The sequence below is a fragment of the Streptomyces sp. SM18 genome, assembly GCF_002910775.2.
Taxonomy (GTDB): domain Bacteria; phylum Actinomycetota; class Actinomycetes; order Streptomycetales; family Streptomycetaceae; genus Streptomyces; species Streptomyces halstedii.
The window spans coordinates 5,530,231-5,553,336 of sequence record NZ_CP029342.1; the positions used below are offsets into that span (position 1 = coordinate 5,530,231).

A 23,106-nucleotide genomic window follows, 5' to 3' on the forward strand; every position below is an offset into this window, starting at 1 on the left:
GACGTGCACCTGGGCCGGACCGGTCAGGCCGCGCCCCTGGGGCGGGCGACCGAATCGGGCGGCCGCACACCGTTCGGACGGCGGGTCGTGCCGGCCCGTGTGGGACACCTCTTGCCTCGGGAGGCTCCGTCTGTGAGCCTTTCCCTTGATTTCCGGGCCAACGCAATCGCCTTGCGTATCTTGCGCTAATCTTGCGCTCATGACGCGACGACTTGCTCAAGTTGCCCGGAAAGTGGGAGTCAGCGAGGCCACGGTCAGCCGGGTGCTCAACGGCAAGCCGGGGGTCTCCGACGCCACCAGGCAAGCCGTCCTCTCCGCCCTGGACGTCCTCGGCTACGAGCGCCCCACCCAGTTGCGCGGCGAACGCGCCAGGCTGGTCGGCCTGGTCCTGCCCGAACTGCAGAACCCGATCTTCCCGGCCTTCGCCGAGGTCGTCGGCGGCGCGCTCGCCCAGCGAGGGCTGACCCCGGTGCTCTGCACCCAGACCAAGGGCGGGGTCTCCGAGGCGGACTACGTCGAACTCCTCCTGCAACAGCAGGTCTCCGGCGTCGTGTTCGCGGGCGGGCTCTACCACCAGGCCGACGCCCCGCACGACCACTACCGGGCGCTCGCCGACCGGAAGATCCCCGTCGTGCTGATCAACGCGGCGATCGCCCACCTCGGCTTCCCGGGCGTCTCCTGCGACGACTCGGTGGCGGTGGAGCAGGCGTGGCGCCACCTGGTCTCGCTCGGCCACGAGCGGATCGGGTTCGTCCTCGGCCCCGCCGACCACGTGCCCTCGCAGCGCAAGCTCGCCGCCGCCCGGACGCTCGCCGAGGAGTCGGGGAGCGCCGTGCCGGACGAGTGGGTGGCCCGCGCCATGTTCTCGCTGGAGGGCGGGCAGGCCGCCGCCGTGCGACTGCTGGACCAGGGGGTCACCGGCATCATCTGCGCCAGTGACCCGCTGGCCCTGGGCGCGGTGCGCGCCGCGCGCCGCCGGGGGCTGTCCGTGCCCGCCGACGTGTCGGTCGTCGGCTACGACGACTCGGCCTTCATGAACTGCACCGAGCCGCCGCTGACCACGGTGCGCCAGCCCATCGAGGCGATGGGCCGGGCCGCCGTGGAGCTGCTGGCGGTGCAGATCGGCGGCCGTACGGTCCCCTCCGACGAACTGCTCTTCGAGCCGGAGCTGGTGGTACGCGGGTCCACGGCCCAGCCGCCCCGCGGCTGACGGCGGGCGTGACCCGGCCGCTCCGGCCCGGACCGTGGGCGCCTCGCGGAATTTCCGGCCGCGTGTAGCTATTTTGCGGAGCCGGCCGGGCCGGGAAACGGCTGCGGCGGCCGCGGGCCCTCGTACCGGCCGCTGGGCCTCATCCGCAGGGGCCGCTCGGCGTACTCCTCCAGGGCGTGGGCGATCCAGCCCGCCGTGCGGGCCACCGCGAAGACCGCTTCCCCCGCGTCCGCGGGCATCCCGCAGGCCACGGAGAGGACCGCGAGCGCCAGGTCCACGTTGGCGTGCAGGGGTGTGTGCCGGGCGGTGGTGGCGACCACGTCGCGGGCCGCCTCCAGCGCCGGGGCGGCCCCGGGCACCTCGGCCAGCAGCCCGAACAGCACCTCCGCACGCGGATCCTCGCCCGTGTAGAGGCGGTGGCCCAGCCCGGGGACCCGGCGTCCCGTGCGCAGATGGTCGGCGACGACCGGGGCCGCGCTGCCGAGGTCCACGACCTCGGTCAGCATCCGGTGCGCCAGGCCGCTCGCGGCACCGTGCAACGGGCCCTCCAGCACCCCGAGTCCGGCCGAGACCACCGCGTACGGGTGGGCGTGGGCGGACGCGGCGACCCGTGCGGCCAGGGTCGAGGCCGCCAGGTCGTGGTCGGCCAGCAGGCCGAGTGCCGTGTCCAGCACGGCCAGTGAGGGTGCGTCGGCCGGTGCGGCCGACAGCCTCGGCCACAACCGGCCGGCCAGCGAGCCGGCCGTGCCGCCGTCCTCGGTGCCCGGCGCCGACGGCCCGGCGCGCAGCGGCAGCGCGCCCACCAGGGTGGGGACCAGGCCCCGCGCGCTGCTCAGCACCCCGCGTGGCGACAGGTCGAACCGCAGCGGATCCGCCGTCGCCGCGGCGACCACCGCCACCCGCAGCCGGTCCGTCGAACCGCTGTGCCCCGGAAGGGCCGCCACCGCACGCCGCGCGGCGGCCAGCGACTCCGGTGGCGCGGTGAAGCGGACGCCCGCCCTCAGCTCCCCCGTCCAGATCCATTCCGCGATCTCCTCGAAGCCGTGGCGGCGGGCCAGTTCCGTCGCGTCGATCCCGCGGAAGTAGTACCGGTCGTGCTCGATGAGCGTGATACCGGTACGGATGACCGGCTCTCCGGCGGCCGGGGGCGGGCTCTGCCGCTCCCGGCGGCCGGTGCGCCGGGCCAGCGACTCCACCTCGGCCGCGTCGAACACGCTGCCCCGGTTGCCGGGCGTGCGCACGCTGCTGAGCTGGCCCCGGCTCACGTAGGCGTAGACGGTCTCGGGCTTCACGCCCAGCAGCTCCGCCGTCTCCCGGGTGGTCAGCCGGCGGCCCGCCGGGGGAGCCGAGGCGTCCGCGGTCTCGTCGGTACGCCCGTCCGGCACTGGCTCTCGCGTCATGGGGCCACCGTATCCATATCGGGTCCCTTCATCGAGATCCTTACATTGATTCAATCAATATTGACGTGACTCCAGTCCATCATGAACAGTGGAATCAAGTTGAACCGTCGCTCGGCCGCCCGGCGAACGAGCCGTCAGAAGAACCGAGAGAAGGAGAGGCCGGACATGTCCGCTCCACGCACGGATCCCGCCCCGCTCGACGTCCCCCGAGGCCTGGCCGGCGTGGTCGTCACCGACACTGCGCTCGGTGACGTCCGGGGCCGCGAGGGCTTCTACCATTACCGCCACTACTCGGCCGTCGACCTGGCCGGGTCACGCGGCTTCGAGGACGTCTGGTACCTGATGTTCCACGGAGAGTTGCCCGACCGCGCCGAGAGCGCCGCCTTCGCGGCCCGTACCGCCGGGTTCCGGCACCTGTCCGCCGAGGTGCGCGCCGCCCTGCCCGCCATCGCCCGCGCGGGCACCGTCTCGGGTCCGCTCGCCGGTCTGCGGAGCGCGCTCTCGCTGCTCGGCGCCGCCGCCGGCCTCCGCCCCGTCTACGACATCCCCGCCGAGCGGCGCCGCGAGGACGCGCTCGCCCTCTGCGCCGCCGTCCCCACCCTGCTGACCGCCCTGCACCGGCTCGGCCAGGGGCTCGAACCCGTCGAACCCCGCGACGACCTGCTGTTCGCCGCGAACTACCTGTACATGCTCACCGGCACCGAGCCGGACGCCGCACGGGCCTCGGCCGTCGAGCGCTACCTGATCTCCACCATCGACCACGGCTTCAACGCCTCGACCTTCACCGCCAGGGTCGTCGCCTCCACCGGGGCCGACGTGGCCGCCTGCCTGGTCGCCGCCGTCGGCGCGCTCTCCGGCCCTCTGCACGGCGGCGCCCCCAGCCGGGCCCTGGACACCCTGGACGCCATCGGCACCCCCGACCGCATCGACTCCTGGATCCGCGGACAGGTCCTCGGCGGCGGCCGGATCATGGGCTTCGGGCACCCCGTCTACCGCACCGAGGACCCGCGCTCCCGCATGCTCCGTTCGATCGCGCGGGAATTCGGCGGCCCGCTCGTCGACTTCGCCGTCGAGGTCGAACAGCGGGTCGAGGCGATACTCGCCGAGCTGAAGCCGGGCCGTGAGCTGCACACCAACGTGGAGTTCTACGCCGGGGTGGTCATGGAGCTCTGCGGGCTGCCCCGCGAGATGTTCACCCCCACCTTCTGCGCGGCACGTGTGGTCGGATGGAGCGCCAATATCCTGGAACAGGCGGCGGACCCCAAGATCATCCGCCCGGCGGCCCGTTACACCGGGACCCCGCCGCCCCAGCCCGTGCCCCCTGTCTGACCGACCCCGAGGAAGCCCCCGTTGACCCCGCTCCACACCCCGCAGATCCCGGTCGTCGTCCTGGCGGGGTTCCTGGGATCCGGCAAGACGACCCTGCTCAACCACCTGCTGCGCAACCGCGCCGGCAACCGGATCGGGGTGGTCGTCAACGACTTCGGCGCCATCGAGATCGACGCCATGACCGTCGCGGGCCAGGTCGGATCGACGGTGTCGCTCGGCAACGGATGCCTGTGCTGCGCCGTGGACGCGAGCGAACTCGACACCTATCTCGCCACCCTGACCAAGCCGGCCGCCCGCCTCGACGTGATCGTCATCGAGGCGAGCGGCCTGGCCGAACCACGCGAACTCGTACGGATGCTGCTGGCCAGCGACAACCCGCGCGTGCGGTACGGGGGACTGGTCGAGGTGGTGGACGCCGCGGAGTTCCTGGGCACCCGCGAGCGGCATCCGGAGATCGACCGCCACCTCGCGGTCGCCGACCTCGTCGTCCTGAACAAGACGGACCGCGTCTCCGGCGCCGCGCTGGACGCCGTGCGTGAGGCGGTCGCCGCCACCGGCGGAGGGGCGGCCGTCGTCGGTGCCGTCCACGGACGGATCGATCCGGGTCTGCTCTTCGACCCCGTACTCCGGCCGGAGGAGGACGACACCGCCCGCCAGCTGACCTTCGAGGACCTCCTGCGGGACGCGGAGGACGACGCGGAGGACGACGCGGGCGACGACGCGGACCTGAGGGCGGACGGCCACGCCCACGCGGGCCACGCGCACACCGCGTACGAGAGCGTCTCCTTCACCTCGGACGCGCCGATGGACCCCCGTCGCCTCATGGCGTTCCTCGACTCCCGGCCGCCGGGGCTGTACCGGATCAAGGGGTTCACCGACTTCGGTGCGGGCGACCCGGACCACACGTACGTCCTGCACGCCGTGGGCGGATTCCTGCGCTTCGAGCCGAGGCCGTGGGCACGGGACGAAGCGCGCCGCACCCAGCTGGTCCTGATCGGCTCCGGCATCGACACGGACGCGCTGCGCCAGGAACTCGCCGCCTGCCGGGCGCCCCTGGAGCCGAACCTTGCCGGTCCGGCCGGCGCGCGGGTGCGCCCCGACCTCCCGGACGTCCCGCAGGCACGGCGGGACGCCGACGACGAGCTGGAACGCGCCATGTGGGGCGTCCTGCGCCACGTGCGGCGGCCGGACGAGGACTGAGGCGCCCCCGGCCGGCCGCCCGCGGCGGACTACTGCGGCAGCGGTCCGGCGACCACCGCCACCGGGCTCGTCAGCGGTGTCCCCGAACCGTCCCGGCGCGGATCCGGGTCCGGCAGTCCGGCCGGTGCGCCGTTCTTCTGCGCGGCGCGCGCCGGTACACCACCCGCCCAGGCGAAGACCAGGACGTCCTCCCCCTTGAGGAAGCGCTGACAGCGCACCCCGCCGGTGGCCCTGCCCTTGCGCGGGTACTGGTCGAACGGGGTGAGCTTCCAGGTGCGCTCGGAATCGTCCAGCGTGCCGTGCGACCCGGCCACCGTGAACACCGCCGCGTCCGCCGAGGGATCCACCGCCGTGAACGAGAGGGCGGTGGCGCCCTCCGTGAGCTTCACGCCCGCCATACCGCCCGCAGGGCGTCCCTGCGGACGCACCTGCGCGGCGGGATACCGCAGCAGCTGGGCGTCGGAGGTGATGAAGACCAGGTCCTCCTCGCCCGTACGCAGCTGGGTGGCACCGACGATCCGGTCACCGTCCTTGAGCGAGATGACCTCCAGCTCGTCCTTGTGCGGCGGGTAGTCGGGCACCACGCGCTTCACCACCCCCTGCAGGGTGCCGATCGCGAGACCCGGCGACTCCTCGTCCAGCGTGGTGAGGCAGATCAGCTCCTCGTCCGCCTCCAGCGAGAGGAACTCCGAGATCTGCGCCCCTCCCGACAGGCTCGGGGACCCGTGGGTGTCGGGCAGCTGCGGCAGATCGATCACCGACAGCCGCAGCAGCCGCCCGGCGGACGTCACCGCGCCCACATCGCCCCGGGCCGTCGCCGGGACCGCCGAGACGATCACGTCGTGCTTGGTGCGCTTGGCGTCCTCCGCCACGGTGATCGGACCGGCACCCGCCGTACGGGCCAGCAGACCGGTGGAGGAGAGCAGCACCTGACACGGGTCGTCGGCCACCTCCAGCGGCACGGACGCCACCTGCGAACCCGCCGACTCCAGCAGCACCGTGCGCCGGTCGGTGCCGAACTTCTTCGCCACCGCCGCCAGTTCGGACGACACGAGCTTGCGCAGCTCCGCGTCCGACTCCAGGATCGCGGTCAGCGCGGCGATCTCGTCGTTCAGCTTGTCCCGCTCGCTCTCCAGCTCGATCCGGTCGAACCGGGTGAGCCTGCGCAGCGGGGTGTCCAGGATGTACTGCGTCTGGACCTCGCTCAGCGAGAAGCGCTCCATCAGGCGCTCCTTCGCCTGCCCGGAGTTGTCGCTGTCCCGGATGAGCCGGATGACCTCGTCGATGTCCAGCAGGGCGACGAGCAGGCCCTCGACCAGGTGCAGCCGGTCGCGGCGCTTGGTCCTGCGGAACTCGCTGCGCCGGCGCACCACCTCGAAGCGGTGGTCGAGATAGACCTCCAGCAGCTCCTTGAGGCCGAGCGTGAGCGGCTGGCCGTCCACCAGCGCCACGTTGTTGATGCCGAAGGACTCCTCCATCGGCGTCAGCTTGTAGAGCTGCTCCAGGACCGCCTCCGGCACGAAGCCGTTCTTGACCTCGATCACCAGCCGCAGACCGTGCGCGCGGTCGGTAAGGTCCTTGACGTCGGCGATGCCCTGGAGCTTCTTCGAACCGACGAGGTCCTTGATCTTCGAGACCACCTTCTCCGGCCCGACGGCGAAGGGGAGTTCGGTCACGACGAGGCCCTTGCGGCGGGCCGTGACGCTCTCTATGGCGACCGTGGCACGGATCTTGAAGGTGCCGCGGCCGGAGGCGTACGCGTCCCTGACGCCGCCGAGCCCCACGATCCTGCCGCCGGTCGGCAGGTCCGGACCCGGCACGAACCGCATGAGCGCGTCCAGGTCGGCGCCGGGGTGCCGGATGAGGTGGCGGGCCGCGGCGATCACCTCGCCGAGGTTGTGCGGGGGCATGTTGGTAGCCATGCCGACGGCGATCCCGGACGCCCCGTTGACCAGGAGGTTCGGGTAGGCGGCGGGCAGGACGACCGGTTCGCGCTCCTGGCCGTCGTAGTTCGACTGGTAGTCGACGGTGTCCTCGTCGATGGACTCCGTCATCAGCGAGGTGGCGTCGGCCATCCGGCACTCGGTGTACCGCATGGCGGCGGGCGGGTCGTCGTTGCCGAGCGAGCCGAAGTTGCCGTGTCCGTCGACGAGGGGCAGCCGCATCGAGAACGGCTGCGCCATGCGCACCAGCGCGTCGTAGATCGACGCGTCACCGTGCGGGTGCAACTTGCCCATCACTTCGCCGACGACCCGGGCGCACTTCACATAGCCGCGGTCCGGGCGCAGCCCCATCTCGTTCATCTGGGACACGATGCGACGGTGCACGGGCTTCATGCCGTCGCGGGCGTCGGGCAGCGCCCTGGCGTAGATCACCGAGTACGCGTACTCGAGGAAGGAGCCCTGCATTTCGTCGACGACGTCGATGTCGAGGATCTTCTCCTCGAAGTCGTCCGGCGGCGGGGTTTTCGTGCTGCGGCGGGCCATCGCGGCTGCGACTCCTTCACAGATTCTGTCGGGCAACCTCAGGTTCTGACGCGGACCATTGTGGACCGCCCGACTGACAACGCCGACCTCGACCCGTCCGAAGCGCCCCGCGCACTCCTTCCGGGAGCCCGCGCGCGGGGGCGTGCGGGACGACATTCACCCGGCGGGAACTTCGCCAGGCGCCCGTGCGCTTGCTTACAGTGGCAGGTCCGGCAGGAAATCCTGTACCGATCGAAGGGACGTACATGCCCATGGGTCACACGGCCACAACCCAGGCCGGTTCCGGCGGTTTGACGGCGACCGAACACCGCCTGGCCAACGGCCTGCGCGTGGTGCTCTCGGAGGACCATCTGACCCCGGTCGCGGCGGTCTGCCTCTGGTACGACGTCGGCTCCCGCCACGAGGTCAAGGGCCGCACCGGTCTGGCTCACCTTTTCGAGCACCTGATGTTCCAGGGCTCCGGCCAGGTCAAGGGGAACGGGCACTTCGAGCTGGTGCAGGGCGCCGGCGGATCGCTCAACGGCACCACCAGCTTCGAACGCACCAACTACTTCGAGACGATGCCCACACACCAGCTGGAGCTGGCCCTGTGGCTCGAAGCCGACCGGATGGGCTCGCTGCTCGCCGCGCTCGACGAGGAGTCCATGGAGAACCAGCGCGACGTCGTGAAGAACGAGCGCCGCCAGCGGTACGACAACGTCCCCTACGGCACCGCGTTCGAGAAGCTCACGGCCCTGGCCTACCCGGAGGGCCACCCGTACCACCACACGCCGATCGGCTCGATGGCCGACCTGGACGCCGCGACCCTGGAGGACGCCCGCGCGTTCTTCCGGACGTACTACGCGCCCAACAACGCGGTGCTCTCGGTCGTCGGCGACATCGACCCGGGGGAGACGCTGGCCTGGATCGAGAAGTACTTCGGCTCCATCCCGTCCCACGACGGCAAGCAGCCGCCGCGTGACGGCACGCTCCCGGACATCATCGGCGAGCAGTTGCGCGAGGTCGTCCAGGAGGAGGTCCCGGCGCGCGCGCTGATGGCCGCCTACCGGCTGCCGCACGACGGCACCCGGGCCTGCGACGCGGCCGACCTGGCGCTGACCGTGCTCGGCGGCGGCGAGTCGTCCCGGCTGCACAACCGTCTGGTCCGCCGCGACCGTACGGCGGTGGCCGCGGGCTTCGGGCTGCTCAGGCTGGCCGGCGCGCCCTCGCTGGGATGGCTGGACGTCAAGACGTCCGGGGGAGTCGAGGTGGACCGGATCGAGACGGCCGTCGACGAGGAGCTGGCCCGCTTCGCCGCCGAGGGCCCCACCCCGGAGGAAATGGAACGGGCGCAGGCCCAGTTGGAGCGCGAGTGGCTGGACCGGCTCGGTACGGTCGCCGGCCGCGCCGACGAACTCTGCCGGTACGCCGTCCTGTTCGGTGACCCGCAGCTCGCCCTGACCGCTGTGGGGCGGGTCCTCGACGTGACCGCCGACGAGGTCCGGGAGGCCGCCCGGGCGCATCTGCGTCCCGACAACCGGGCGGTCCTGGTCTACGAGCCGGTCGAACCGGCCGACGAGACCGAGGATTCCGGCGACGCGGCCCAGACGGCCGGCACCGACGCGCACGAGGGGGCGGACAAGTGACCGACGCCGCCGTGACGGGAGTGACGATGGAGTACCACCCGCAGCCGACCGCGGGCGAGGCCAGGCCCTGGGCGTTCCCGGCGCCCGAGCGAGGAGCCCTGTCCAACGGCCTGACCGTGCTGCGCTGCCACCGGCCCGGCCAGCAGGTCGTCGCCGTGGAGATCTTCCTCCAGGCGCCGCTGGACGCCGAGCCCGAGGGGCTGGACGGTGTGGCCACGATCATGGCCCGCGCCTTGTCCGAGGGCACCGACAAGCGCTCCGCGGAGGAGTTCGCCGCCGAGCTGGAACGCTGCGGCGCCACCCTGGACGCGCACGCCGACCACCCCGGGGTGCGCGTCTCGCTGGAGGTCCCGGTCTCCCGGCTGGCCAAGGCGCTCGGCCTCGTCGCCGAGGCGCTGCGGGCCCCGGCCTTCGCCGAGGACGAGATCGAACGCCTGGTGGGCAACCGCCTCGACGAGATCCCGCACGAGCAGGCCAACCCGGCCCGGCGCGCCGCGAAGCAGCTCTCCAAGGAGCTCTTCCCGGCCGCCGCGCGGATGTCCCGGCCGCGCCAGGGCACCGAGGAGACGGTACGGCGGATCGACGCCCCCGCCGTACGGGCGTTCTACGACGCCCACGTCCGGCCGTCCACCGCCACCGCGGTGATCGTCGGGGACCTCACCGGGGTGGACCTCGACGCGCTGCTGGCCGAGACCGTCGGTGACTGGTCGGGCAACACCGCCCCGGCCCGCCCCGTGCCGCCGATCACCGCCGACGACACGGGCCGGGTGGTCGTCGTGGACCGCCCCGGGGCCGTGCAGACGCAGTTGCTGATCGGCCGGATCGGCGCCGACCGCCATGACAGCGTCTGGCCCGCACAGGTGCTCGGCACCTACTGCCTGGGCGGCACCCTCACCTCCCGGCTGGACCGCGTGCTGCGTGAGGAGAAGGGCTACACCTACGGCGTGCGGGCCTTCGGCCAGGTGCTGCGCTCGACGGCGCCCGGGTCCGCCTCCGGGGCGACGGGTGCCGCGATGCTCGCCATCAGCGGTTCCGTGGACACCGAGTCCACCGGACCGGCGCTGGAGGACCTGTGGACGGTCCTGCGCACCCTGGCGGCCGAGGGGCTCACCGACGCGGAGCGCGAGACCGCCGTACAGAACCTGGTGGGCGTGGCCCCGCTGAAGTTCGAGACGGCGGCGTCCGTCGCGGCGACCCTGGCCGACCAGGTGGAGCAGCACCTCCCGGACGACTACCAGGCCCACCTGTACGCCCGCCTGGCCGAGACCGGCACGGTCGAGGCCACGGCCGCCGTGGTGAACGCCTTCCCGGTCGACCGTCTGGTCACGGTCCTGGTCGGTGACGCTGCCCGGATCGCGGAACCGGTCAGGGCGCTGGGCATCGGCGAGGTGTCGGTCGTCGGCGGCTGACGCGCCAGGACGGCACGGACCCCGGTGGGCAGTCGCCCGCCGGGGTCTTCTTTTTGCCCTTTTCAGGGCCATATGTACGTATATGGGTTGTGGGATGAGCGACACATCGGCTTGTCCGTTTGGTGCCGGAAAGGTGTCCGCCCTAGCGTCGGTGCGGCTGTCCGCCAGACGTATGCCGCGCCCGCGGCACCGGGCAGTCATCGCCGAGTCCCCGTCAGGCGCGAGCCTGGGGAGCCGGGGACCCATCCATGTCCCTGGGGTGAATCGGATGCCCGTGTCTCCTGTGAGCCGCGGGTGCCCGTAGGAGACCTTCCTGCTCCGAACCCGTCAGCTAACCCGGTAGGCGAGAAGGAAGGAAAGGAACCAGCCCCCTCCATGGCGTTCACCCGTGCCACCGGGAAGCACCGCGCCCCGGGCCGTCTGTCCCGCAGGAGCGCCCAGGCCGTCGGCATCGCCGCCCTGGCCACCGCCGGCGTCGTCGGCGCCACCGCCTCCCCGGCCCTCGCGGCCGGTACCCAGGACTCTCCTGCCCTGGCGGCCGGTACCCAGGCGTCCTCGGTCCTGGCGGCCGACACCCAGGCCTCTTCGGTCCTCGCCGCGGACTCCGGCGCCCCGGTGGCCGAGGCCACCGGCCTGAGCCAGGTCACGGCCATCGGCAGCAGCCTCGCGGTCCAGATCGACGCCCAGGCCCGTGCGCAGCGGCACCAGGCGGACCTGGCCGCGAAGGCGAAGGCCGCGGCCGAGGTGAAGGCGAAGGCGAAGGCCGAGGCGAAGGCGCGTGCCGAAGAGGCACGTCAGGCCGAGGCGCGCGCCGCCCGTGCCGCCGAGCGCGCCCGGCTGAACGCCTTCCGCCTCCCCGTCGCCGGCTCCTATGTCACCACCGGCTACAAGTCCGGCGGCTCGCTCTGGTCCTCCGGCAGCCACTCGGGCGTGGACTTCCGCGCCGCGTCCGGCAGCACCGTCGTCGCCGTCGGCGCCGGCACCGTCGTCGAGGCCGGGTGGGGCGGGGCGTACGGCAACAACATCGTGATCCGGATGACGGACGGCACGTACACCCAGTACGGCCACCTCTCCTCGATCGACGTCCAGGTCGGCCAGGGCGTCACCCCGGGGGAGCGGATCGGCCTCTCCGGCTCGACCGGCAACTCCACCGGGCCGCACCTGCACTTCGAGGCCCGCACCTCCCCGCGGTACGGCTCCGACATGGACCCCGTCGCCTACCTCCGCTCGCACGGCGTCCGGCTCTGAACCGCTCCGGGACGGCACCCCGCTCCTGACGAAGACCCCGGCACCCGCCGGGGTCTTCGCCGTACGGGCCGGGCCCCGCCGGGCGGGGCGCGCGCCGGACCACCGCGAAACGTTTTACCGGCCGGAAGCCAGGTGTGAATTCCGTCCCGCCGTCGGAAATTCGGTCCGATTGCCATAGAGTCGCGGAACAGGCGTCGGCCGGTCGCGCTCAGCGGATATCAAGGCGGAGGTTCGGACATGCGCATTCCCGCGCATTCGGTGTGCACGGCAATCCGTCACGACATCGTCTCCGGTGTCTTCCCGCGCGGCAGCCGCCTCACCGAGGAGGTGCTCGCGCGCCGCTACGGGGTCTCCCGCGTCCCGGTGCGCGAGGCCCTGCGCACCCTGGAGTCCGAGGGGTTCGTCGTCACCCGCCGGCACGCCGGTGCCTGTGTCGCCGAGCCGACCGAGCAGGAGGCCGCGGACCTGCTGGAGCTCCGCGTGCTGCTGGAGCCGCTCGGCGCGGCCCGTGCCGCGCAGCGCCGCACCGAGGCCCACCTCAAGGTGCTGCGCGGCCTGGTGAGGCTCGGTCAGGAGCGGGCGCGGCGGGGGAAGGGCGAGGACCTGCGGTCGCTGGGCGGCTGGTTCCACGACACGCTGGCCCAGGCCTCCGGCAGCCCCGCGCTCATCGCACTGCTCACCCAGCTCCGGCACAAGAGCGCCTGGATGTACGCGGTCGAGCCGCCGGCCCGCCCCACGGAATCCTGGGCCGAGCACGGCGCCCTCGTGGACGCCGTGGCGCGCGGCGACGCGGAACGCGCCAGGGTCCTCGCCGCCCGGCACACCGAGCGGACCGTCGCCGCGCACCGGCTGCGCGGGCCGGAAAGGCCCGGCCGGGTGCCGGGCCCCGCGCGGGTGAGGAATGCGCAACATGCCGTCAACACGGCGGGCGTCCGGAATTAACAAGGGCGCCGTATACAGAGAGAGCGCGGGGAAGGCTACCGCGAGGATTTCCGAAAGACCTTTCGGGAGGAATGGCTTCCGGGAAGGGCCCCTTTCCCTGCGCGAATTCCGTCGGCGCGGGGTGTTCCCGTTCGCCGGGCGCATGGTGCGCACGCGTTTCCGGTCGTCAGGACAACGAAAAGGCCGCGGCTCCCGAGGGGGAGCCGCGGCCTCGCCGCGGAGTGGACTCCGGTGCCGGAGTCCGGATCAGACCGTCTCCGGGAGCTCCTCGAGCCCCTCGGCGACCAGCTTCGCCAGCCGGTCCAGCGCGGCCTCGGCGTCGTCCGCCTCGGAGGCGAGCACGATCTCCTCGCCGCCCTGGGCGCCCAGGCCGAGCACCGCCAACATGGAGGCGGCGTTCACCGGGCTGCCGTCCGCCTTGGCGATGGTGACCGGCACGCCGGAAGCCGTGGCGGCCCGGACGAAGATGGAAGCGGGGCGGGCGTGCAGGCCCTCGGCCCAACCGACGTTGACGCGGCGCTCAGCCATGGTTCTGCCCTTCACATCAATGATTGTCTGGATCACATGGTTGTCTAGACCAGTCTCTCATGCGGTACGCACCGCGGTGCGCGCCCCCGCCCCCGCCGCCGCGCGCCGCCCTCCGTGGGCCCGGCGGCCTGGGCCAGGGGGCCCGGCGGCCGGGGCCGTACGGCCTCCCCCGAACCAGGCACGGCGAGCCGTAGGCTCTCTCCATGGAGCCCACGCCGGAGCAGAGTCCGCACCACGCGTACCCCGACCACTGGGAAGCGGACGTGGTCCTCCGCGACGGTGGCACCGCCCGTATCCGCCCCATCACCGCGGACGACGCCGAGCGGCTGGTCCACTTCTACGAGCAGGTCTCCGACGAGTCGAAGTACTACCGCTTCTTCGCCCCGTATCCGCGTCTCTCCGCCAAGGACGTGCACCGCTTCACCCATCACGACTACGTCGACCGGGTCGGGCTGGCCGTCACCGTCGGCGGCGAGTTCATCGCCACCGTCCGCTACGACCGGATCGACGCCCAGGGCCGGCCCGCCTCCGCGCCCGCGGACGAGGCCGAGGTCGCCTTCCTCGTCCAGGACGCCCACCAGGGCCGCGGCGTGGCCTCCGCCCTCCTGGAGCACATCGCCGCGGTCGCCCGGGAGCGCGGCATCCGGCGCTTCGCGGCGGAGGTGCTGCCTGCCAACAACAAGATGATCAAGGTGTTCCGGGACGCCGGCTACACCCAGCGGCGCAGTTTCGAGGACGGCTCGGTCCACCTCACGCTCGACCTGGAGCCCACCGCCGCGTCCCTCGCCGTCCAGCGCGGCCGTGAACAGCGCGCCGAGGCGCGTTCCGTGCAGCGGCTGCTGGCACCGGGATCGGTCGCCGTCGTCGGCGCGGGCCGCCTCCCCGGGGGTGTGGGCCGCACGGTGCTGCGCAACCTCCTCGGCTCGGGCTTCACCGGGCGTACGTACGCGGTGAACCGGTCCTTCGCCCCGGAGCGGACCGAGATCGACGGGGTGCCCGCGCACCGCTCCGTGGGGGAGATCGGCGAGCGGGTGGACCTCGCGATCGTCGCCGTCCCGGCCGACCGGGTGCCCGAGGCCGTCGCGGACTGCGGCGAGCACGGCGTCCGAGGCCTGGTCGTCCTGTCCGCCGGGTACGCCGAGCGCGGCGCCGAGGGGCGTGAACGGCAGCGCGAACTGGTCCGCCAGGCCCGCTCGTACGGGATGCGGATCATCGGCCCGAACGCCTTCGGGATCATCAACACCGCGGACACCGTCCGGCTCAACGCCTCCCTCGCCCCCGAGTCGCCCGCCGCCGGACGCATCGGGCTGTTCACCCAGTCCGGCGCGATCGGGATCGCCGTCCTCTCGGGCCTGCACCGGCGCGGGGCGGGGCTCTCGACGTTCATCTCCGCCGGGAACCGGGCCGACCTCTCCGGCAACGACTTCCTCCAGTACTGGTTCGAGGACCAGGACACCGACGTCGCCCTGCTGTACCTGGAGTCGTTCGGCAACCCGCGCAAGTTCCACCGGCTCGCCCGGCGGACCGCCGCCCTGAAGCCCGTGGTCGTCGTGAAGGGCGCCCGGCACAGCGGCTCCACACCACCGGGCCACGCGGTGCCCGTCAGCAGGGTCCCGGACGCGACGGTCTCCGCGCTGCTCCGGCAGGCGGGCGTGATCCGCGTCGACACGGTGACGGAGATGGTCGACGTCGGCCTGCTCCTCGCCGACCAGCCCCTCCCGGACGGCCCCCGGGTGGCCATCCTCGGCAACTCCGAGTCACTGGGGCTCCTCACCTACGACGCGTGCCTCGCGGAGGGGCTGCGTCCACGTCCGCCCCAGGACCTCACGACGGAGGCGGAACCCCGGGATTTCCGGGACGCGCTGGCCGCGGCGCTCGCCGACCCGACCTGCGACGCGGTGATCGTGACCGCGATCCCCTGGGTCGGGGAGAACGGCGAGGCGCACACCGGCGACGGCGAGGTGCTGGCCGCCGCCCTGCGCGAGGCGGCGGCGACGGGACCGGCCAAGCCGGTGGCGGTGGTGCACGTGGAGATGGGCGGCCTGGCCCACGCCCTGTCCGCGGCCACGGGCACGGCCACCCCTCCGGGGCCCGCGTCCCACCCCGCCCCGGCACCCGCCGGAACGCCCGTGCCCGACGGCGGGGCGGTGCCGCCGGGCGCACGCGAGGCCGCCCCCGGGGTGACGCCCCGGAGGACCGCCCCCGGCACGCGGCGGGACCCGGCCGGCGTGCCCTCCGGACCGGCCGGCGGTCTTCCGCGCCCCCCGGTGAACACACCGCGTGCCCCGGAGACCCCACCGCACCCCCCGGAGACCCCACCGCACCCGCCCACCCGCGGGGCCGTGGGACCGATCCCCGCCTACCCCGCCGCCGAGCGGGCCGTCCGGGCGCTCTCCGAGGCGGTGAAGTACGCGGGCTGGCGGCGCCAGGCGGCCAACCCCGGCAAGGTGCCGGAATACCTCGACGAGACCATCGACGAGCAGGCGGCCGCCGCACGCGTCAAGGCGCTGCTCGGCCCCGACCCGGAGCTCCGGGGCCGCCCGCTCACCCACCAGGAGGCGGCCGGCCTGCTGGGCCTCTACGGCATCGAGGTGCGCCCCGGGATCCCGGCCCCCGGCGTGGAGGCCGCCGTCGCCGCCGCCGCGCGGCTCGGCTACCCGGTCGCGCTCAAGACCACCGCCCCCCATCTGCGTCACCGCCCCGACCTCGGCGGGGTCCGCCTCGACCTCGTGGACGAGGGCGCCCTGCGCCGGGCGTACGAGGAGCTGACGGACCTGCTCGGCTCGCCCGCCGAACTCCGTCCGGTCGTCCAGGCGATGGCGCCCCGGGGCGTCGACACGGTCCTCCGGGCCTCCATCGACGCCTCCGCCGGGGCCGTCCTCTCCTTCGGCCTGTCCGGCGCCCCCTCGGAACTGCTCGGCGACACCGCCCACCGGCTGGTCCCGGCCACCGACCGGGACGCCGCCGAGCTGATCCGCTCCATCCGGGCGGCGCCCCTGCTCTTCGGCTGGCGCGGCTCGGCCCCGGCCGACACCGCGGCGCTCGAAGAGCTCGTGCTGCGGGTCTCGCGGCTGGTGGACGACCACCCCGAGGTGGTCTCGGTCGCCCTGGAGCCCGTCGTGGTCGCGACCCACGGCCTGGCCGTGCTGGGGGCGGGCATCCGGCTCGCCCCGCCCCCCGCCCGCAACGATCTCGGCCCCCGCCGGCTCCCCAGTTACTGACCGGCCGCGTACCCCCCGCGGGGAGTCCCCGGCACCCGGCGGCCCCCCGTAGGATGGTCCGTATGGCAAAGACCGGTACGACGACCCAGGGGCTGCGCGCGGCGATCGAGCGCAGCGGCTACTACCCGGCCCTCGTGGCCGAGGCGGTGGAGGCCGCCGTCGGCGGGGAGCCGGTCGCGTCGTACCTGGTGCACCAGGAGACCACCTTCGACTCCAACGAGGTGCGGCGCCATGTCACGGTCCTCGTCCTGACCAACACCCGCTTCATCGTCAGCCACACCGACGAGCAGGCCGCGGACACCAGTTCGCCCACGCCGTACGCCACGACGTCCACGGAGTCGGTCAAGCTCGACCGGATCTCGTCCGTCGTCGTCAGCCGCGTGGTCGCCAACCCCGAGAAGTACGTGCCCGGCACGCTGCCGCGCGAGGTCGTCCTGACCATCGGCTGGGGCGCCGTCTCCCGGATCGACCTGGAGCCCGCCGCCTGCGGCGACCCCAACTGCGAGGCCGACCACGGGTACACCGGCAACACCACCGCCGACGACCTGAGCCTGCGGGTCAGCGAAGCCGGTGACGGTCCGGACACCGTGCGCCAGACGCTCGCCTTCGCCCAGTCCCTCTCCGAGGCCACGGCCACCGTCGCGGCGACCGGCCGCTGATGGCCCAGCCGGCCTGGCAGGAGCCCGTTCCGCTCGCCCTCGACACCGCGCCCGTCCCCGAGTACGGCGGCGGTGCGCTCGCCGACCTGCTGCCGACGCTCGCCGCCGGACAGGGCGTACCCGGCTTCGAGGCCGTCATCCCCGAGCTCACCCCCGCCGACCGGAACTGCGTCTTCCTGATCGACGGGCTCGGCTGGGAGCAGATCAGGGCCCACCCGGACGAGGCGCCCTTCCTGCACTCCCTGCTCCCCACCTCGCGCGGTGGTACCGGACGCCCCCTCACGGCGGGCTTCCCCTCCACCACCGCGACCTCGCTCGCCTCGGTCGGGACGGGACGGCCCCCCGGCGAGCACGGACTGCCCGGCTACACGGCCCGCAACCCGGAGACGGGCGCGCTGATGAACCAGCTGCGCTGGAACCCCTGGACCGAGCCCCGCGTCTGGCAGCCCTACCCCACGGTCTTCCAGCTCGCCCACGAGGCGGGCGTACGCACCGCGCAGGTCTCCGCCCCCGCCTTCGAGCAGACCCCGCTCACCAAGGTGGCGCTCAGCGGCGGTTCCTTCCTCGGCCGGCTCTCCGGCGAGGAGCGGATGGACCTCGCCGCGGAACGGCTCGCCGCGGGCGACCGGTCCCTGGTCTACACGTACTACAGCGAGGTCGACGGGAAGGGGCACCGCTTCGGCGTCGACTCCGACGCCTGGCGGGGCCAGTTGATGTACGTGGACGGGCTCGCCCGGCGCCTCGCCGAGCAACTGCCGCCCCGCTCGGCGCTCTACATCACCGCCGACCACGGCATGATCGACATCCCGTTCGACGAGCAGTCCCGTATCGACTTCGACGAGGACTGGGAGCTGAGCGCCGGGGTGGCCCTGCTCGGCGGCGAGGGACGGGCCCGCCATGTGTACGCGGTGCCCGGGGCCGAGGCGGATGTGCTGGCCGTCTGGCGCGAGGTGCTCGGCGAGCAGTTCTGGGTGGCCGGCCGTGACGAGGCGGTGGCGGCCGGCTGGTTCGGGCCGCACGTCGACGCACGGGTGCGCGGCAGGATCGGCGACGTGGTGGCGGCCGCCCACGACGACGTGGTGATCACCGCCTCGGTCAACGAACCCCACGAGTCCGCGATGGTCGGCATGCACGGTTCGCTGACCCCCGTGGAACTGCTCGTCCCGCTCCTCGAAGTACGCTCCTGACGCGCTCCCCCCACCTGTACACCGCACCCGAAAGGCGCTCACCTCCTCATGCCCGAGCTCGTGTTCTTCTCCGGCACCATGGACTGCGGGAAAAGCACCCTGGCGCTCCAGATCGGGCACAACAGATCGGCACGCGGTCTCCAGGGAGTGATCTTCACCCGGGACGACCGGGCGGGCGAGGGCAAGCTCTCCTCCCGTCTGGGCCTGGTGACGGAGGCGGTCGAGGCCGCCGAGGGCATGGACCTGTACGCCTACCTGGTCGGCCAGCTCTCCCAGGGCGGCAAGGCCGACTACGTCATCGTGGACGAGGCGCAGTTCCTCGCCCCGGAGCAGATCGACCAGTTGGCCCGGGTGGTGGACGACCTGGAGCTGGACGTCTTCGCGTTCGGCATCACCACCGACTTCCGCACCAAGCTCTTCCCGGGGTCCCAGCGGCTGATCGAGCTGGCGGACCGGATAGAGCAGCTCCAGGTCGAGGCGCTGTGCTGGTGCGGCGCCCGCGCCACGCACAACGCGCGTACGGTGGACGGTCAGATGGTCGTGGAGGGCGCCCAGGTCGTGGTGGGGGACGTGCACCGCGCGGCGGCGGCGACGGGGTACGAGGTGCTCTGCCGCCGGCACCACCGCCGCCGTATGACGAGCGCCGCCGCGCTCGCCGGCACCCTCTCCCCGGACGTCCTGCCGGTCGCCCCGGCCTGAGCCCTGGCCCGACTCCGCCGAGTACGCGGAACACGCCGACGGGCGGTTCGCCGTACACGGGTCAGCAGATGAGCTGTGCGGTCTTCTCCTTGTACTCCTGTGCGTCCCCCGCCTCGTAGCCCGCTTCCTTCAGGTTCTTCGCCAGTGTCCGCATGTCTCCGCACAGGCGGTGGCGCTGCTCCCTGACGTAGGACTTCACGCCGTCGGCGCGCAGTTGCTCCCACGTGCGCTTGACGTCTTCGTTCTGCTCGTGCGTGTACGAGAACTCGACCCATTCCTTTTCCCGGTCGGTCAGGCGGGACGTGTCGACAGGAGTGTCGCTCTGTCCGCACGAGGCCGCCATGAGGACGCACACCACCGCCAGGCATATCCGCGCCTTCTTCATCGTGGCCTCTTTCGGGTGGAGTTCGGAGGGGCGAGAGGAGGGCAGGACGGGGGTTCCGGGAGACGGGCGGGGCGGTCCCGGCTCAGTGCCCGGCCGACCGCTGGATCGTGAACACCGCGCCCTCCGGGTCCGCGACGGTGGCCAGTCTGCCCTCGGAGGTCTCCCGGGGCGGCTGGAGCACATGTCCGCCCAGCTCCACCACCTGGGCGGCGGACTCGTCCGTGTCGGCCACCTCGAAGTAGGTCATCCAGTGCGGTCCGCGGTCACGCGGCAGGCCGTGGCCGACGCCGTGCAGGGCGGCGACCGGGCGGCCTTCCAGGCTCAGGGTCTGGTAGTCGAAGTCGGCCGAGACGACCGCCTCCGTCTCGAAGCCGAAGACGGCCTGGTAGAACTTGGCGACCGACGCGGTCTCCCGGGTCACCAGCTCGTTCCAGACGGGTGTGCCGGGCTCACCGGCCAGGGCCGTGCCGAGGTGCTCACCGGCCTGCCAGACGCCGAAGACCGCCCCGCTCGGGTCCGAGGCGATGGCCAGGCGTCCCGCGCGGCCCGCTTCGAGCGGCCCGACGGCGACCGTGCCACCGCAGCAACGGATCGACTCGGCGGTCGCGTCCGCGTCCTCGGAGGCGAGATAGGTCGTCCAGGCGATCGGCAGGTGGCGGTCCGGCGGCAGCTGACCGATGCCGGCGACCTCACGCCCGTGCAGCAGCGCACGTACGTAGGGCCCCAGTTCCTCGGGTCCCGGCCTGAACTCCCAGCCGAACAACCGGCCGTAGAAATCCTCGGTCGCGCTCAGCGCGTGCACCATCAGACTCACCCAGCACGGAGCTCCTGGCGCGCGCCGGGCGGCAGCCTCGGTCATCTTCATCCATCTCCTCGTACCTTCGGGGTGGCCGTACGGGGGAACGGAGCCGGTGCGTCGTCCGGTGGTACGGACGCCCGCCTCCGCGCTCCGGTCCAGATGCTCGCACCACCGGGCGGCCCAGATGCTCGGGCCGCGCCGCGTCGCGGGCTTCCGACCACAAGGAGGGGGTGCTTTGTCGTGGTACACCCCTTTCGAAATCGGGCCCCGGTCGTGGCGGCCCTGCGCGAAGATGGCACCTATGAATCCCACCATCACCGTAACCGAATGTGTGAGCGAATTGACGGGGGCGCGCCCCCCGATACTCCTGGACGTCCGCTGGCAGCTCGGCGGCCCGCACGGCCGCGCCGACTACGACGCCGGGCACCTGCCCGGCGCGGTGTTCGTGGACCTCGACGCCGAACTGGCCGGTCCGCCCGGAGCCGGCGGCCGGCACCCGCTGCCCGACCCGGAGACCTTCGGAGCCGTCATGCGGCGCGCGGGTGTCTCCCGGGACGTCCCGGTGGTGGTGTACGACGGCGGACAGGGCTGGGCGGCGGCGCGCGCCTGGTGGCTGCTGCGCTGGGCCGGGCACCCTGAGGTGAGGGTGCTCGACGGCGGTCTCGCGGCGTGGACCGGTGACCTCTCCACCAAGGTGCCCGAGCCGGACGCGGGCGACTTCCGGCCCGAGCCCGGAGGGCTGCCGCTGCTGGACGCGGACGGTGCCGCCGCCCTGGCCGACTCCGGTCTGCTGCTGGACGCGCGGGCCGCCGAACGCTACCGGGGCGATGTGGAACCCATCGACCGGGTCGGCGGCCACATCCCCGGCGCGGTCTCCGCGCCGACCACCGGGAACGTCACCGAGGACGGACGCTTCCTGCCCGCCGAGACGCTCGCCGCCCGGTTCGCCGGGCTGGGCGCGGGCCCCGGGGCCGAGGTCGGCGTGTACTGCGGTTCGGGTGTCTCGGGCGCCCACGAGGTCCTGGCCCTGGAGATCGCCGGGCACCGCGCCGCCCTCTACGCCGGTTCCTGGTCCGAGTGGTCCTCGGACGCGTCCCGCCCGGTCGCCACGGGACCCGACCCGCGATGAGGTGACCTGGTGGCCGGTCCGGGCACCGTCGCCCCGGCCGCCGGAGGGGCCCGTACGTCACCGCGTACGGGCCCCTCCGGTCGCGGTCACCGGCCTTCCGGCGCGGCGGCGGCCCGCGTCGGTGGTGCGGTGGCGGGAGGCTCAGTCCTGCTTCTTCCGGCGGGTGCCGAACACGATCTCGTCCCAGCTGGGCACCGCGGCACGGCGCCCCGGGCGCACCCCGTCCGCCTCCGCCTGCCGGTCCGTCGTGCCCGTCAGCCGGTCCCGGTGGCCCGCCACCGCACGCGGCATCAGCACGTCCGCGTACGCCGAACCCGCACCGGCGGACGCGGCCGCCGGGGGCTCGTCGGCCTCCGGCTGGTCGGCGGCGGGCTCGATCGCGGGGGGCTCAGGCTGCGCCGGCCGCTGGGGCACGACCATGTCACCGCGGAAGCTCGGCACCGCCTCCAGGAGGCTGGTCAGCGAGTCGCGCTCACTGGCCGAGATCCCCTCGACGCGCTCCTCCGGCTCGGGGGCCGGGGGAACGGGGCGCTCGATCTGCCGGTCGAGCGCGCGGTCCATCGGCCGGTCGCGCGGCAGCCGGGCGATCCGGGGCACGAACGGGAAGCTCGGCTCGGGGGCCGCCACCTCGTCGGTCTCACCGATGAGCGAGCGCGCCTCGTCGTCCACGGCCTGCACCAGGCGGCGCGGCGGGTCGTAGGTCCAGCTCGCCGAGTGCGGTTCGCCCGCGACCCGGTAGACCAGCAGCACCTCCCAGGTGCCGTCGTCCCGGCGCCAGGAGTCCCACTGGGCGGTCTCCCGGTCGGCGCCGCGCAGCAGGAGCCGCTCGTGGACCGCCTCGCCGAGCTGGGGTCCGGTGTTCTCGCCGGGACGCCGCACCGGCGTCTTCCGGGCCCGCTCCGCCATGAAGGCGCGCTCCGCGAGCACCGGTCCCTCGAAGCGGCGCACCCGGTCCACCGGGATGCCCGCGAACTGGGCGACCTCTTCGGCGGAGGCGCCTGCTCGTATACGCGCCTGGATGTCACGGGGGCGGAGGTGGCTCTCCACCTCGATCTCGATCTGGCCGAGCCGGGCGCGGTCGTTGCGCACGGCGGCACGCAGCCGCTCGTCGATCGGCAGCGTGTACTCCGTGCTGTCGGCAGCCTTGAGCACCAGTCGTGTGCCGTCGTTCGAGACGGCCACGACACGCAGTTCGGGCATGGGAACCTCCCGGGTGGTGCCTGCCGACGTCACGTGCGTCGCTGCTTCCGCTAGTCGAGTGTGACCTGCCCGGGTTCAGCCTGCCACAACCTTGCCAAGTTACCCGGCGTGCCGGACCTCGGCCCTGGAACACCAGGAAGCACGGTCACCTGTGCGCGACCCGCGGCGACCTGGCTGGTCACCCCGCTCGCAGGCGTCCGTGCGATGCCGTGGCGCCGCCGGTCCGAGTGCCGCCTCCGGCCCCCTTCCGCAGGTCCGGCCACCCGTACGGGAGTCCGGCCCCAGGGCTCGTCACAGTACTCCATTCGGGCCACCTGGGTGGACCGGCGCGCCGCCGAACTTCTCGGCAGGCGCAGGAGGGGGCTACCCAGCTGTCGGGGAATTGCCCCCAATGGGTGTGCTGCTTCACACAATCTACAGAATCGGAACTATTCGCTTCGCCCAAATGTC

The 23,106-nt window shown here is 73.2% G+C and carries 18 protein-coding genes and 1 riboswitch; of the genes, 12 read left to right on the plus strand and 6 right to left on the minus strand.

Going from position 1 to position 23,106, the window contains the following annotated elements; genetic code table 11:
- The first annotated feature begins 199 nt into the window (after positions 1-199).
- The gene (locus tag B9S64_RS24990) at positions 200-1,210 is read left to right on the plus strand and encodes a LacI family DNA-binding transcriptional regulator (protein WP_103492480.1); all 1,011 of its coding nucleotides are present in this window, start codon (positions 200-202) and stop codon (positions 1,208-1,210) included.
- Between the two features lie 68 nt (positions 1,211-1,278).
- Here B9S64_RS24990 and B9S64_RS24995 read toward each other — a convergent pair whose 3' ends face one another.
- Positions 1,279-2,610, minus strand: coding sequence for a citrate/2-methylcitrate synthase (locus tag B9S64_RS24995; RefSeq protein WP_103505129.1), 1,332 nt, complete (start codon positions 2,608-2,610; stop codon positions 1,279-1,281).
- 165 nt (positions 2,611-2,775) lie between these two features.
- Here B9S64_RS24995 and B9S64_RS25000 point away from each other — a divergent pair, with 165 nt between their 5' ends.
- Positions 2,776-3,939, plus strand: coding sequence for a citrate synthase (locus tag B9S64_RS25000; protein WP_103490956.1), 1,164 nt, complete (start codon positions 2,776-2,778; stop codon positions 3,937-3,939).
- A gap of 21 nt (positions 3,940-3,960) precedes the next feature.
- A complete protein-coding gene (locus tag B9S64_RS25005; RefSeq protein ID WP_103490955.1) occupies positions 3,961-5,139 on the plus strand; it encodes a GTP-binding protein in 1,179 nt (392 codons plus the stop codon).
- A gap of 29 nt (positions 5,140-5,168) precedes the next feature.
- Here B9S64_RS25005 and B9S64_RS25010 read toward each other — a convergent pair whose 3' ends face one another.
- The gene (locus tag B9S64_RS25010) at positions 5,169-7,625 is read right to left on the minus strand and encodes a DNA topoisomerase (ATP-hydrolyzing) subunit A (protein ID WP_103490954.1); all 2,457 of its coding nucleotides are present in this window, start codon (positions 7,623-7,625) and stop codon (positions 5,169-5,171) included.
- 245 nt (positions 7,626-7,870) lie between these two features.
- On the opposite strand from B9S64_RS25010, the gene B9S64_RS25015 reads away from it, so the two are divergent.
- From B9S64_RS25015 to B9S64_RS25030, 4 genes are all read left to right on the plus strand, one after another.
- Positions 7,871-9,250, plus strand: coding sequence for a pitrilysin family protein (locus B9S64_RS25015; protein ID WP_103490953.1), 1,380 nt, complete (start codon positions 7,871-7,873; stop codon positions 9,248-9,250).
- Positions 9,251-9,276: 26 nt separating this feature from the next.
- On the plus strand, positions 9,277-10,659 hold the full coding sequence (locus tag B9S64_RS25020) for a pitrilysin family protein (protein ID WP_103490957.1): 1,383 nt from the start codon (positions 9,277-9,279) through the stop codon (positions 10,657-10,659).
- Between the two features lie 191 nt (positions 10,660-10,850).
- Positions 10,851-11,020, plus strand: a riboswitch (cyclic di-AMP (ydaO/yuaA leader).
- A 14-nt stretch (positions 11,021-11,034) separates the two neighbouring features.
- Positions 11,035-11,907 (plus strand): M23 family metallopeptidase, encoded by an 873-nt coding sequence (locus B9S64_RS25025; RefSeq protein ID WP_103490952.1) that lies wholly within the window; start codon positions 11,035-11,037, stop codon positions 11,905-11,907.
- 237 nt (positions 11,908-12,144) lie between these two features.
- A complete protein-coding gene (locus B9S64_RS25030) occupies positions 12,145-12,849 on the plus strand; it encodes a GntR family transcriptional regulator (protein WP_103490951.1) in 705 nt (234 codons plus the stop codon).
- Positions 12,850-13,095: 246 nt separating this feature from the next.
- Here the strand turns inward: B9S64_RS25030 and B9S64_RS25035 are convergent, their stop codons facing one another.
- Positions 13,096-13,377, minus strand: a complete 282-nt coding sequence (locus B9S64_RS25035) for an HPr family phosphocarrier protein (RefSeq protein WP_028441167.1) — start codon at positions 13,375-13,377, stop codon at positions 13,096-13,098.
- A 203-nt stretch (positions 13,378-13,580) separates the two neighbouring features.
- Between B9S64_RS25035 and B9S64_RS25040 the strand changes: the two genes are divergently transcribed.
- The 4 genes from B9S64_RS25040 (at position 13,581) to B9S64_RS25055 (ending at position 19,143) form a co-directional block, all read left to right on the plus strand.
- A complete protein-coding gene (locus B9S64_RS25040; RefSeq protein ID WP_109492120.1) occupies positions 13,581-16,598 on the plus strand; it encodes a bifunctional GNAT family N-acetyltransferase/acetate--CoA ligase family protein in 3,018 nt (1,005 codons plus the stop codon).
- 62 nt (positions 16,599-16,660) lie between these two features.
- Positions 16,661-17,257 (plus strand): DUF5998 family protein, encoded by a 597-nt coding sequence (locus tag B9S64_RS25045; RefSeq protein ID WP_103492614.1) that lies wholly within the window; start codon positions 16,661-16,663, stop codon positions 17,255-17,257.
- Positions 17,257-18,444 carry an alkaline phosphatase family protein gene (locus B9S64_RS25050; RefSeq protein WP_103492613.1) on the plus strand — a complete coding sequence of 396 codons (1,188 nt, stop codon included), beginning with the start codon at positions 17,257-17,259 and terminating at the stop codon, positions 18,442-18,444. The genes B9S64_RS25045 and B9S64_RS25050 overlap by 1 nt, the downstream gene beginning before the upstream one ends.
- 48 nt (positions 18,445-18,492) lie before the next feature.
- Positions 18,493-19,143, plus strand: coding sequence for a thymidine kinase (locus B9S64_RS25055; RefSeq protein ID WP_103492612.1), 651 nt, complete (start codon positions 18,493-18,495; stop codon positions 19,141-19,143).
- Positions 19,144-19,204: 61 nt separating this feature from the next.
- Here B9S64_RS25055 and B9S64_RS25060 read toward each other — a convergent pair whose 3' ends face one another.
- Positions 19,205-19,528: a hypothetical protein gene (locus B9S64_RS25060; RefSeq protein WP_103492611.1), complete on the minus strand. Its 324-nt coding sequence runs from the start codon at positions 19,526-19,528 to the stop codon at positions 19,205-19,207.
- Positions 19,529-19,610: 82 nt separating this feature from the next.
- On the minus strand, positions 19,611-20,387 hold the full coding sequence (locus B9S64_RS25065) for a VOC family protein (protein ID WP_103492618.1): 777 nt from the start codon (positions 20,385-20,387) through the stop codon (positions 19,611-19,613).
- 241 nt (positions 20,388-20,628) lie between these two features.
- Between B9S64_RS25065 and B9S64_RS25070 the strand changes: the two genes are divergently transcribed.
- Entirely contained in the window at positions 20,629-21,456 is an 828-nt protein-coding gene (locus tag B9S64_RS25070; RefSeq protein ID WP_103492610.1) for a sulfurtransferase, read from the plus strand.
- Positions 21,457-21,597: 141 nt separating this feature from the next.
- On the opposite strand, the gene sepH is transcribed toward B9S64_RS25070, so the two are convergent.
- Positions 21,598-22,656 carry a septation protein SepH gene (sepH, locus tag B9S64_RS25075; protein WP_028441159.1) on the minus strand — a complete coding sequence of 353 codons (1,059 nt, stop codon included), beginning with the start codon at positions 22,654-22,656 and terminating at the stop codon, positions 21,598-21,600.
- Between the last annotated feature and the right edge of the window lie 450 nt (positions 22,657-23,106).